This is a genomic window from Alkalimonas sp., assembly GCF_020831925.1.
Classification (GTDB): Bacteria; Pseudomonadota; Gammaproteobacteria; order Enterobacterales; family Alteromonadaceae; genus Alkalimonas.
In genome coordinates this window covers 16,341-28,910 of the sequence record NZ_JAFIFQ010000001.1, presented here as the reverse complement: position 1 = coordinate 28,910, position 12,570 = coordinate 16,341, and the positions used below count along the sequence as shown (strand labels likewise).

Below are 12,570 nucleotides of genomic sequence, written 5' to 3'. Positions count from 1 at the left end.
AAGACCGGTTTTACACTTTCTTGAACAGGATAGAACCGTTGGTACCACCGAAGCCAAAAGAGTTGCACAGCGCATATTCCAGCTTGGCATCACGGGCCGTATGCGGCACATAATCCAGATCACAACCTTCATCCGGGTTATCCAGATTGATGGTTGGCGTTACCAATTGGTCGCGCAGCGATAAAATAGTGATGATGGACTCAACCGCACCAGCTGCTCCAAGCAAGTGGCCGATCATCGACTTGGACGAGCTCACCATAATGCTGTCTTTATTGGTAGCAAACACCGACTTAATCGCGCAGGTTTCAGCCAAGTCGCCCGCATTGGTTGAAGTACCATGCGCATTAATGTAGCCAACCTGCTCAGGATTCACACCAGCATCATTCAGCGCATTTTGCATGGCCATAGCACCACCACGGCCATTCTCCGGTGGTGATGTCATATGGAAGGCATCCCCGCTCATGCCAAAACCAGCCAGCTCGGCATAAATCTTGGCGCCGCGAGCTTTGGCATGCTCATACTCTTCCAACACCACCACACCAGCACCATCCCCTAGTACAAAACCATCACGGTCTTTATCCCAGGGCCGGCTGGCCTGCTCAGGAGCATCATTTCGGGTCGAAAGTGCTCTGGCCGCGCCAAAGCCACCCATACCCAATGGTGTGGAGCCTTTCTCAGCACCACCGGCCAGCATCACATCGGCATCGCCATAGGCAATCATCCGCGCAGCCTGACCAATGTTGTGCACGCCAGTGGTGCAAGCTGTAACGATGCTGATATTAGGCCCTTGCAAGCCCAGCATGATAGATAGCTGCCCAGAAATCATGTTGATAATGGTAGACGGCACAAAAAATGGCGACAGACGACGTGGGCCGCTGTTTAATAATTTGGTGTGATTTTCTTCAATCAGACCAAGGCCACCAATACCTGAGCCAATGGCAGCGCCAATACGGCCAGCATTTTGTTCGGTGACTTCGATACCCGCATCACGAAATGCCTGTATCCCTGCTGCAACGCCGTACTGGATAAACAAATCCATTTTCTTGGCTTCTTTCGCCGGGAAATAAGGATCGACATCAAAGTCTTTGACCATAGCAGCAAATTTCGTGCTGTAGGCTTCGGTATCAAAGTGCTGAATCAAGCCAGCACCACTTTTACCTTGTTGCAGGGCTTGCCAGCTGGTGGTTACATCATTCCCAACCGGGGTGAGCAAACCCAGCCCCGTCACTACGACTCGACGTTTAGACACTGCATCCTCCAATGGAGCTGATGAAAATAAATTCTACTGCAGCATCGAATCTCGATGCTGCAGTAGAATTTATTTTGGACCGGTACTTACCTTGATGCAAGAGTAGCCGGATTGAAGCACCCAACAAAAAACGGGTAGCCAGGCTACCCGTTTTGAGCCAGAACGGCTTATTCTGCGTTGGCTTTTACGTAGTCAATAGCAGATTGTACCGTGGTGATTTTTTCTGCTTCTTCATCAGGGATTTCAGTATCGAATTCCTCTTCCAAAGCCATCACCAGCTCTACTGTATCCAGAGAGTCTGCACCCAGGTCATCAACAAAGGAAGCTTCTGGCTTAACTTCTTCCTCTTTAACACCCAGCTGTTCAATAATAATTTTCTTAACGCGTTCTTCGATGTTGCTCATCTTTTCTTCCTTTTTTCATTTAAATCGCAACAGTTCGTGCAATTTTATGTGGCGCTAGTTTATGCGTAAGCCTGCGTTGTTGCAAGTCGTCGTACCGGCATTTTTTTGCTGGTCTGACATGCAGGCCTTACACCATGTACATACCGCCGTTGACATGAATCGTTTCGCCCGTAATGTAGGCTGCTGGTTCTGATGCCAAAAAAGCAACAGTAGCAGCAATTTCAGCCGGCTGCCCTAAGCGGTTGGCAGGCACCTGGCCAAAAATAGCTTCTTTTTGGTCATCCGATAACTCTTTGGTCATGTCCGTATCAATAAACCCCGGAGCCACAGCATTCACCGTCACACCGCGGGAGGCGACTTCGCGCGCCAGTGATTTGGTAAAGCCTAACACACCTGCCTTAGCGGCTGCATAGTTGGTTTGACCCGCATTACCCATACTGCCCACCACCGAGCCTATGGTGATGATACGACCATAACGCTTTTTCATCATGCTGCGCAACACAGCCTTGCTCAGGCGAAATACCGAGGTCAGATTGGTTTGCATGATATCAAACCATTCTTCGTCTTTCATGCGCATCAACAGATTATCTCGGGTAATACCGGCATTATTGACCAGAATATCAATATCACCAAAATTATTTTTAATACTGGCGAGGCAAGCTTCGATTGAATCGGTATCGGTAACGTTCAACACCAAGCCTGCGTTCGGTTGGCCAAGATACTCAGCAATAGCAGCGGCCCCTTTTTCACTGGTCGCAGTACCGACTACAATAGCACCCTGCGCTTTTAACTGCTCAGCAATAGCACGGCCAATACCACGACTTGCACCAGTGACCAGTGCAACCTTGCCTTCTAAAGAAAATAAAGCTGTCATAAAAAAACCTTTGTTGTGTTATTCACCAGCCAGTGCCTGTGCAAGCGATGCACTGTCATTGACTGAGCTAGCAGAAAGGGATTTATCAATACGTTTGACAAGGCCCGCTAATACTTTACCAGGGCCCAGTTCGATCACATCCGTCACACCTTGCTGTACCAGCCATTCAACGGTCTCTGTCCAACGCACCGGGCTATAAAGCTGACGTACCAATGCATCCTGAATCCCAGCGGCATCGTGACAAACCGCGACATCCACGTTATTGACAACAGCCAACCCTGGGGGCTGAAATGAAATCGCTGCCATATCACGAGCCAAACTAGCCGCTGCGGGCTTCATCAATGCGCAGTGCGAGGGCACGCTAACGGACAGTGGAAGTGCACGTTTTGCACCGGCTGTTTTGCAGACTTCAGCCGCGCGCTCTACCGCAGCTTTGTGACCTGCAATCACCACCTGACCAGGCGAGTTGTAATTCACCGGTGCCACCACTTCATCATTGGCAACCTGAGCACAGCACTCAGCCACACTCTGATCGTCCAGGCCGATAATGGCATACATGGCACCAGTGCCAGCAGGCACAGCTTGCTGCATGTAACGGCCACGATTGGCAACCAGCACCACCGCATCGGCCAGTGTTAATACACCAGCACAAACCAAAGCCGAATACTCACCCAAGGAGTGGCCAGCCAAATAGGCTGGAGCCAGCCCACCTTGCTGCTGCCACAAACGCCAGCACGCGACCGAGCTGGTCAATAACGCTGGTTGAGTTTTATCGGTCTCGTTCAGTTGAGCTTCCGGCCCTTCAGCGATAAGCTGCCATACGTCGTAGCCCAAAGCAGCCGAAGCCTCGGAAAAAGTATCGCGTACCACGTCATGGGCAGCATAGAGTTCACTGAGCATCCCAAGGCTTTGTGACCCCTGCCCAGGAAAAACAATAGCTATTTTCTTTGTCATCGTGTGGATCCTGTTTAAAAACCGGCGCTTGGCTGGAAAGTCTAGTACTTTACCAGTGCTGAAGCCCAGGCAAAACCACCGCCAAAGGCTTCTAATAACAAGGTTTGTCCCCGCTTAATCCTACCGTCTCGAATAGCTTCATCCAGCGCAGTCGGTACCGTTGCGGCAGAGGTATTACCATAGCGATCAAGATTGATCACCACCTGCTCCATCGGCAGGTTCAATTTACGGGCCACAGCAGCGATAATACGCAGATTGGCTTGGTGCGGGACCAGCCAGTCAATTTCGGATTTATCCATCTTGTTTGCTGCCAGGGTTTGCTCAACCACTTCCGAGAGCTTAGTGACGGCAACTTTAAATACGTCGTTCCCCTTCATCGAGCCCCAGGAGTTATGAACGGACTCCACATCGCCGCGGATCGGATTATCAACATACAGTAATTCAGAGTATTTACCATCAGCATGAATGTGGGTGGATAAAATACCAGGCTGCTCTGAGGCTTCTAAAATCACAGCGCCAGCAGCATCACCAAACAGGATCACCATGCTGCGATCTTCCGGACTCACCAACTGCGACAAGCAGTCCGAGCCAATCACCAGAATGCGTTTCGCCATACCGCTTTTAATGTATTGATCGGCCACGCTGAGCGCATAGCAAAAACCGGCACAGGCAGCAGCCACATCAAACGCTGGGATGGCTGGAATATCCAGCTCACGTTGTACCTCGCAGGCAGAGCTTGGCAAAGAGCGTGCTCCACTGGTAGTGGCGACAATGATCATATCCAAAGTGTTTTTATCGATATCCGCGGCTTCAATAGCCTGACGGGCCGCAGCAGCTCCCATCGTGGCAACACTTTCGTCTTTACCTATGATACGACGTTCACGAATACCGGTGCGTTCGATGATCCACTCATCGGTGGTTTCGACCATGGTTTCCAGATCGGTGTTGGTTCTTACTTGAGACGGGAAATAACTTCCGGTTCCGATAATGCGAGAATACATGGCAACCTACGCTTTTCCAATTAATACCTGTTCCAGCCGATCTTTGATTTTGGCCGGGACCTGACGTTCAACTTCTCGAACAGCTTGCCGGATGGCACTAAAAAAAGCTTCTTTGGAAGCATTTCCATGACTTTTCACGACAATTCCGCGCAATCCTATCAGACTTGCGCCATTATACTGGTCGGGGTTCACCCCTTTGACCATGCTTTTCAGCCAGGGTTGCGCGACTTTGCCGACAATTCGTCCAACCAGGCTACTGAGCAGTGTGGTCCGAATCTGATTGATGATGAGTTTAGCCACGCCCTCACAGGTCTTCAGCGCCACATTGCCAACAAAACCATCGCAGATAATCACATCGGCTTTGCCGGAAAAAATATCGTTGCCTTCGATAAAACCGATGTAGTTCAGTTCTTCGCACTCACTGAGTAGTACTGCTGCCTGTTTGATTTGATCGGTGCCTTTGATCTCTTCTTCGCCCATATTAAGTAATGCCAGTCGCGGAGCCTGCAAACCTTCGACTTCTTCCGCCATTACCGAGCCCATCACAGCAAACTGAAATAAAGTATCTGCATCGCAATTGACGGTAGCACCTAGATCAAGCATGTATACAGGCTGAGCTGCAGTCGAAGGCAAGGTACTAATGAGGGCCGGGCGTTCGACACCAGACAGCATTTTCAGCACAAAATGCGCCATGGCAATAAGCGCACCGGTATTGCCGGCACTAACGCAGGCGGACGCCTGGCCCTGCTCCACCAGCTCCAAAGCAACCCGCATCGACGAATCGCGTTTATTGCGTAGGGCTGAGCTGGGCTTTTCGCACATGCTGACTTGTTGGGAACAAGGCTGAATACGTAAACGTGGATGATTGCCACAACCAGCCTGGCTAAGCTCGCGTTGCAACACAGCAGCATCACCGCAAAGAGTCAGCAGTAGATTGGGGATTTCCTGCACGGCCTGAATGGCAGCAGGTAAAGTAATAAGGGGGCCGTGATCGCCCCCCATCATATCTAACGCGATATGTATTTGTGTTGGTTGCACCAGGTGCACCCGGACTTACTTGACTTTACGGCCTTTGAAGAAGCCGCTATCAGTCATGTGGTGACGACGATGCGTTTCACCGGTAGTTGCGTCGACAGACAGCGTAGGGCCTGTCAGAGCATCGTGTGAGCGACGCATATCACGCCGTGAACGAGATTTTTTGTTTTGCTGAACAGCCATGGCTTTCTCCTAATAAATCACTTTTTCTTTAATTCTTGCAATACTGCAAAAGGGTTTGGTTTTTCCGGTTCATCAATCACCACACCAAAGCTGTTAAGCTGATCAGGTGCAGAACAAAAGCTTTCATCATGCACCGGATACATCGGCAGGGTCAGGATTAACTCATCCTCCACCATTTGCTGCAAATTCACTTCACCGTGTTCGTCAGGGACGACCACGTCATAGCGCTCAGGAATATGATCCAGCGCTGTATTATCGCTGCGAACCGGCGTAAACGCAAACTGACAATGCAAAGACAGGCTCATCGGTTGCTGACAACGTTCGCAGCTTACCTGCACGTCGCAATGCGCTTCACCTGATAGCACGACCAATTTTTGCTCGTCGATATCGCAATCAATCCGAACAGTTACCTCACTACTGGTATCCAGCAGCTGTTCTGACAACCGGCTTAAATTCTTAAGCGGGACCACGCCATCGTAAGATGAACGTTTCTGGGCCGCCCGAGCCGGGTCTAAGGTAACAGGAATTTTTACTTTTTGCATAAGGCGCGCATCATATAGATCCACTGCAAAGCTGTCAAAGGATTCTGCATGCTTTTCGGCTATTTTATCGCATTTGTGAGGCCAGATCCGTATAGTGGCCGCTGAAGAAGATGTTGTTTCGTTCAGGATAGATGTATGACTATAACCCCTCAAGCTGAGCTATGGCTGGCCTCTACCTCGCCCTACCGTCAGCAATTACTGCAAAAAACAGGGTTGCCATTTCAAGTAGCCGCCCCAGATATTGATGAAACCCCTTGGGTCGGTGAAGCACCAGAGGCGCTGGTGCAACGACTGGCTCTGGCCAAAGCCAGCAAAGTGGCAAGTTCACTAAACCATGGACTGGTCATTGGCTCGGATCAGGTCGCGGTTTTTAATGGGGACATTCTAGGTAAGCCGCACACAGCTGAACGAGCCATCGCACAGCTGCAGGCTTTCAGTGGCAATACCGTCACCTTTTTAACCGGGCTTGCTCTGTTCGATGCGGCTACTGGCCAAAGCCAGCTCTGCTGCGAGCCATTTAAGGTACATTTTCGCCAGTTAACCCCTGATGAAATTGCCGGCTATGTAACACTTGAACAGCCGCTTGATTGCGCTGGGAGCTTTAAAAGCGAAGGCCTTGGTATCAGCTTGTTTGAAAAGCTCGAAGGTGCCGATCCAAATGCGCTGGTGGGTTTGCCGCTGATACGCTTGCTTGAGATGCTGCGCCAGCATGGCATCAACCCATTGCTTTAATAAGCTGGTTCAGGCCGGCATCGTCACCGGCCTGCCAGACAGTAAATTCTGCAACTGAGCTAAATCATCGACGATTGCCAACGGCTGAAACTGCTGCAGTACCTCGGCACCATGCACGCCGTGAGTAACACCAATCCGCGCTATACCAGCCTGTTGTGCCATCAGCATATCGTGGCTGGTATCACCGACCATCAGCGCCTGCTCTGGAGCCAGCCGAGTTTCAGTTAGAATTTGCAACAACATATCCGGATCGGGTTTGGATTTTGCATCATCAGCGCAGCGCGTGATAGCGAAATAATGGGCCAGGCCGGTTTCGGCAAAAATTCGGTCCAGTCCTTTACGTGCCTTGCCGGTTGCAACTGCCAAGCGCTTTTGTTGCGCGCGTAATTGCAAAAACAGTGCTTCAGCACCAGCAAACATTGGCGTTGGCGTTGGATCGCGCTCAACGTACTGCTCGCGGTAGAGCTCAAACAGTCGCTGATGCTGTGCTACTGTCATGGTTGGGAATAAGGTAGTAAACGCCAAATCCAAACTGAGACCAATGATCTGTTTCACAGCATGAGCTGATGGCACGGGCAATTCTGCCAACTGCGCTGCGGTTTGCATGGCAGAGACAATGCGCCCCACCGAGTCCATCACGGTGCCATCCCAATCAAAAATCACCAATTCGATGCGTTCAATTTCAAGCGACATACTAAACCCTCTGCAACTGCCCAAGCAGCATGGCCAAATCATCATCCAGTGGTGCTTCAATGCTTAAGGTCGTTTCGGTGATCGGATGCATCACGCGTAAACTGAAGGCATGCAAAAACAAACGTGACAGCCCCAATGCCTTCATCTGATGGGTAAAGTCACTATCGCCGTATTTATCATCACAGGCAATCGGATGGCCTTTGCAGGCTGTGTGTACCCGAATTTGGTGAGTACGACCGGTCACCGGGAAAGCTTCAACTAAAGTTCCCTGTTGGTAACGCTGTAAAATCCGAAAGCGGGTTTCGGACTCTTTGCCTTCCAGTGGATCGACCCGCACCACCCGCTCACCGGATTGCAAGGTGTTTTTACGCAGCGGCTCTGTCACTTTACGCAACTTGGCCGGCCAATCACCGGCTACCAGGGCCTGGTATTTTTTTTCCACGGTTTTATCACGCAGCTGTTGATGCAAGTGACGAAGCACCGAGCGCTTTTTTGCAATCATCAGGCAGCCCGACGTATCCCGGTCCAATCGATGTACCAACTCCAGATGGCGGGCATCGGGGCGCAGTGCTCGCAGTGCTTCAATCACACCAAAATTAAGACCACTACCGCCATGCACCGCCATACCAGAAGGTTTATTTATGATCAGCAGATGCTCATCTTCAAACAAAATTTTGTGTTCCAGTTGCTTTACCACCGCCAACTGAGTAGACACGGCATCGGGCTCTTTACGTACCGAGATCGGTGGGATACGCAACAAATCACCAGCTTGTAATTTGTACTCAGGTTTCACCCGTTTTTTGTTAATTCGAACCTCACCTTTGCGTAACACCCGATAAATCACACTTTTAGGGACGCCTTTCAGCCTGGCAATCAGGAAATTATCTACCCGCTGACCAGAAAATTCTGATTCGATTTCAACAATTTGCACACCTAATTTAATGTCTTCTGTCATGAAGGCTTTGAACTCTGCTAAAATTACAATTTAGTTGCTATTGCCGGTTGATTAGTGGGATAATGCCCAGGCTAATTCAGCCAGAATGATGGCAATTAGGGCGCTCTGAGCGACATAAGAGATGCTGTGCGGCACCGCTACCTGGGCGGATCATACCGAAATCGTGGTGAAAACCAACGTTTTTCCACCCCCAGCGCAAATTAATCGCCATTTTGTCTGAGGTAATGTTGAGTAATTTATTGCCAACACCGACAAAACACAGGATCCGGTCAGCAGAGCAAAAATTGAATAAGAAATGCTATAACGCAGCGCAGCGAAATGCGGTGTGTTTCAGATTTGATGAATTACAGCGATAACTGTCAATTTTTACAATAGGTTTCCTCAAGCATTCCAGTCGTGAGACTGCACCATTCGATGTTTGAAAGCGTCTGAGCACCCGTTGATCGGAGTCCTTGCGTTGTGGCTTGAATACAGAGTCACTACACAATGAAAAGAATGCTAATTAATGCAACGCAGGAAGAAGAAATCCGCGTTGCGCTGGTCGATGGCCAGCGTTTGTTTGATCTGGATATTGAAAGCCCGGGTCATGAACAAAAGAAAGCCAATATCTACAAAGGCAAAATCACCCGGGTTGAACCCAGCCTGGAAGCCGCTTTTGTTGATTATGGTGCAGATCGTCATGGCTTCCTGCCACTTAAAGAAATCTCCCGTGAATACTTCCCTAATGGCTATAAATTCGATGGCCGCCCCAACATTAAAGAAGTGGTCAAAGAAGGCCAGGAAGTCATTATTCAAATCGACAAAGAAGAACGTGGCCAAAAGGGCGCAGCCTTAACTACGTTCGTTAGCCTTGCCGGTTCTTACCTGGTGTTGATGCCAAATAACCCACGCGCTGGTGGTATTTCCCGTCGCATTGAAGGCGACGAGCGGCAGGATTTAAAAGATGCGTTAAGCCAGCTGACCATGCCAGATGGTATGGGCCTGATTGTTCGCACCGCCGGTGTCGGCAAATCTTTCGAAGAGCTGGATTACGATTTAAAATCCTTGCTGAAACACTGGTCTGCTATCAGCGATGCAGCCGCCAACCGCCCGGCCCCGTTTTTAATTCACCAGGAAAGCAATGTGGTGTTTCGCGCCATCCGCGATTACCTGCGTCGTGACATTGGCGAGATCCTGATCGACAGCCAGAAAATTTTCGACGAAGCACGTTTGTATATTCAGCAGTTCCGGCCGGACTTTGCCCATAGAGTCAAATTGTACACCGGTGACGTGCCACTCTTTATGCACTTTCAGATTGAAAACCAGATTGAGTCTGCTTTCCACCGTGAAGTACGTCTGCCTTCCGGCGGCTCCATTGTTATCGACAGCACCGAAGCCCTCACTGCCATTGATATCAACTCGGCCAAAGCCACCAAGGGTGGTGATATCGAAGAAACCGCCTTCAATACCAACTTAGAAGCGGCCGATGAAATTGCCCGTCAACTGCGCTTGCGCGATTTGGGCGGTTTGATTGTTATCGACTTCATCGACATGACGCCAGTGCGGCACCAGCGTGAAGTGGAAAATCGCTTAAAAGACGCAGTGAAACAGGATCGGGCCCGGGTTCAGATTGGCCGGATTTCGCGTTTTGGCTTGTTGGAAATGTCCCGTCAGCGCCTGCGTCCATCGCTGGGCGAGTCTGCAGGCCATCTGTGTCCACGTTGTCACGGCCGCGGTACCATTCGCAGCACCGAATCCTCTGCGTTGTCCATTTTGCGTCTAATCGAAGAAGAGTCAATCAAAGACAACACCAGCCAGATTCAGGCTCAGGTGCCTATTTCAGTGGCAACCTACCTGATGAATGAAAAGCGTGATGCTGTGCGCCGTATTGAAAAACGCCATGGCATCGATGTATTCATTATTCCAAATGAGCACATGGAAACGCCACACTTTGAAGTAATCCGGGTTCGGATTGATGAAGAGCTGGATGAAAGCAGCTATCAGATGGTGAAAACACCGGATCTGAGTAAAGATCTATATCAGCCACTGACTCAGGAAAGCATCACCAGAGAAAAGCCTGCCCTGGCGGCCATTAGTATTCTGGACTCTGCCGCGCCAGCACCCGCACCAACAGCCGCTCCTGTGGCTCAACCAGCAGCCGTTAAAACAGAAGCCGCACCTGGCTTGCTGGAACGCCTGTCCAGCTGGTTTAGCCAACTGTTTGGCAGCAGCGATAGCAAGGAAACCAAACCAGCTGAAAAACCAGCAGCCGAGCAGCGCAGCGAGCAAAATCGCCGCCCGAACCAAAACAGCAACCGCCGTCGCAATAACAACCGTCGCCGTGGTGGTCAAGATGGACGTGCTCGTTCTGGTGAGCAAGAGCAAACTCAGCAAGCAGCACCGCAGCAAAAGCAAGCTAGCAAGCCAAGCAAAGCTGCAGAGCAACCGAGAAAACAAGAGCCGAAAGCAGAAGCGAAGCAAGATGCCAAGCCGGATACCAAAGTCGCTACCGAGCGTACTGAAGAAAAGCCTGCTCAGCCACGTAAAGCTGCCGAACGTCGCCAGCGTCGTCAACTGCAAAAGTCTGTCCGCATGGAAAAAGCAGTCGCTGATACCCAAGCCAGCACTGCAACGACCCAGGAGACGGCTAAAGCTGCTGTGCCTGCAAAATCAGAAGCTCCGGCAGAGCCAGCAGCCAAGCCAGTTTTAGCCAACAGCGCAGTAACGGATGCAGCACAAGCACCGCAAGACGCGGCAGCTGAAGCGATACCGCAGCAGCCAGTGGCAAGCAAAGAGTCACAGCAAGCTGCTGAGCAAAGCAGCCAGGTAAATACTGCGAACGAGACCGACGCCAAAGCGACCGAGAAAACGCAACCGGTTAGCGAGACAGCCGATGCTGAACAGGCAAAAAGCAGCGACACGGTCGACAGTGATGCGGAAGACAAAGAGCAAAGCGATCAGCGCAAACGCGCTCGCCGCTCACCACGCCACTTGCGTGCAGCCGGTCAAAAACGCAAGAAAGAACAAAGCGGCGATGCAGATGAAGTAGCAGCTGAACCTGCCACCGAACAACTCGACTTGCTGGCCAACCCTCAGACGGATGCAGCGGATACAGCAGTGTCTGCCGAGCCGGCTGAAGCGGTACAAAACGCTGAAACGACCGTCAGCAATGAAGTAAGCACTGAACAGCCTGCCAAGCCAGCAGTCTCGAAAGAAGAGACCACTGTCACCACGGTAGATGCTGAAGCTACAGAAGCAGTGACTAAGCCGCAAGACGATGCGCCGGTGAAAAAGCCACGCAAACGTGCCCCTGCTCGTAAAGCCAAAGCAAAACCAACAGAAACTGCCGAAGCGACTGAGTCAAAAGCGGAAAATGCTGCGACTGAACAAGCTGATGCTGAAACAGCACCCGTGAAAACCACAGAAACTGCAGTAAAAGCTGAGAAAGCTGAGAAAGCTGAGCAGGTTGAACAAGCTGAAACGACCAAGCCAGTCGCAGCTAAAGCGGCGCCAGAAAGCAAAGCCGCCACTAAAGTGACCGAAGCTGCTGTTGCAGCGCCAGCAGCAGAGCAAGCAGCTCCGGCTGCCAGCACCCCTGCCCCAACAGCTCCAGCCCGCGCGAATCGCTACCAGCAAATGGTGGTATCGCAAATGACTAAGCCGGTCAAGGTCTCTGATGAGCCTACTGCTGAGCTACCTACAGCGATGCCAGCGGAAGCACGCCCGGCAGTACAAAGCTCTGAGCGCAAAGCAGGTACCGGCTCTGCCCGGCAGGCAGCAACAGCCCCAATGAGTAAAACCAAGGCCGATTAAGCCTGGTACGCTTCTCTATACAGAAAAGGTGTCCTGAAGGACACCTTTTTTATTGTCGTATATCCTCTTACTCCTGTTGTACCTGTTCCTTTAGCAATTACTTCTCGGCTTCCCTGTTAGTACTTCTAACGGCTTACCAGCCGGATACGATCACGC

At 50.9% G+C, this 12,570-nt stretch carries 12 protein-coding genes; 2 read left to right on the top strand and 10 right to left on the bottom strand.

Translation table 11 applies throughout. From position 1 onward, the window contains the following. Window positions 1–10: 10 nt before the first annotated feature. From fabF to yceD, 8 genes are all read right to left on the bottom strand, one after another. Window positions 11–1,249 carry a beta-ketoacyl-ACP synthase II gene (fabF, locus tag JJU14_RS00140; RefSeq protein WP_228610322.1) on the bottom strand — a complete coding sequence of 413 codons (1,239 nt, stop codon included), beginning with the start codon at window positions 1,247–1,249 and terminating at the stop codon, window positions 11–13. Between the two features lie 167 nt (window positions 1,250–1,416). Next, on the bottom strand, window positions 1,417–1,653 hold the full coding sequence (gene acpP / locus JJU14_RS00135) for an acyl carrier protein (protein WP_091340984.1): 237 nt from the start codon (window positions 1,651–1,653) through the stop codon (window positions 1,417–1,419). 127 nt (window positions 1,654–1,780) lie between these two features. Next, on the bottom strand, window positions 1,781–2,527 hold the full coding sequence (fabG, locus tag JJU14_RS00130; protein WP_228610320.1) for a 3-oxoacyl-ACP reductase FabG: 747 nt from the start codon (window positions 2,525–2,527) through the stop codon (window positions 1,781–1,783). Between the two features lie 18 nt (window positions 2,528–2,545). After that, on the bottom strand, window positions 2,546–3,481 hold the full coding sequence (gene fabD, locus JJU14_RS00125; RefSeq protein ID WP_228610318.1) for an ACP S-malonyltransferase: 936 nt from the start codon (window positions 3,479–3,481) through the stop codon (window positions 2,546–2,548). A 41-nt stretch (window positions 3,482–3,522) separates the two neighbouring features. After that, window positions 3,523–4,482: a beta-ketoacyl-ACP synthase III gene (locus JJU14_RS00120; RefSeq protein WP_228610316.1), complete on the bottom strand. Its 960-nt coding sequence runs from the start codon at window positions 4,480–4,482 to the stop codon at window positions 3,523–3,525. Window positions 4,483–4,488: 6 nt separating this feature from the next. Beyond that, entirely contained in the window at window positions 4,489–5,520 is a 1,032-nt protein-coding gene (gene plsX / locus JJU14_RS00115; RefSeq protein ID WP_228610314.1) for a phosphate acyltransferase PlsX, read from the bottom strand. A gap of 15 nt (window positions 5,521–5,535) precedes the next feature. Beyond that, window positions 5,536–5,700 (bottom strand): 50S ribosomal protein L32, encoded by a 165-nt coding sequence (gene rpmF / locus JJU14_RS00110; RefSeq protein WP_091340992.1) that lies wholly within the window; start codon window positions 5,698–5,700, stop codon window positions 5,536–5,538. Window positions 5,701–5,717: 17 nt separating this feature from the next. Further along, window positions 5,718–6,242 (bottom strand): 23S rRNA accumulation protein YceD, encoded by a 525-nt coding sequence (gene yceD / locus JJU14_RS00105; protein WP_228610312.1) that lies wholly within the window; start codon window positions 6,240–6,242, stop codon window positions 5,718–5,720. Window positions 6,243–6,377: 135 nt separating this feature from the next. Between yceD and JJU14_RS00100 the strand changes: the two genes are divergently transcribed. After that, complete coding sequence (locus JJU14_RS00100; RefSeq protein WP_228610310.1) at window positions 6,378–6,974, top strand: Maf family protein; 597 nt, start codon at window positions 6,378–6,380, stop codon at window positions 6,972–6,974. 9 nt (window positions 6,975–6,983) lie between these two features. Here the strand turns inward: JJU14_RS00100 and JJU14_RS00095 are convergent, their stop codons facing one another. Then, entirely contained in the window at window positions 6,984–7,667 is a 684-nt protein-coding gene (locus JJU14_RS00095; protein WP_228610308.1) for an HAD-IA family hydrolase, read from the bottom strand. A gap of 1 nt (window position 7,668) precedes the next feature. After that, complete coding sequence (gene rluC, locus JJU14_RS00090) at window positions 7,669–8,622, bottom strand: 23S rRNA pseudouridine(955/2504/2580) synthase RluC (RefSeq protein ID WP_228610306.1); 954 nt, start codon at window positions 8,620–8,622, stop codon at window positions 7,669–7,671. 495 nt (window positions 8,623–9,117) lie between these two features. Here rluC and rne point away from each other — a divergent pair, with 495 nt between their 5' ends. After that, the gene (gene rne / locus JJU14_RS00085) at window positions 9,118–12,414 is read left to right on the top strand and encodes a ribonuclease E (RefSeq protein ID WP_228610304.1); all 3,297 of its coding nucleotides are present in this window, start codon (window positions 9,118–9,120) and stop codon (window positions 12,412–12,414) included. The last annotated feature ends 156 nt before the right edge of the window (window positions 12,415–12,570 follow it).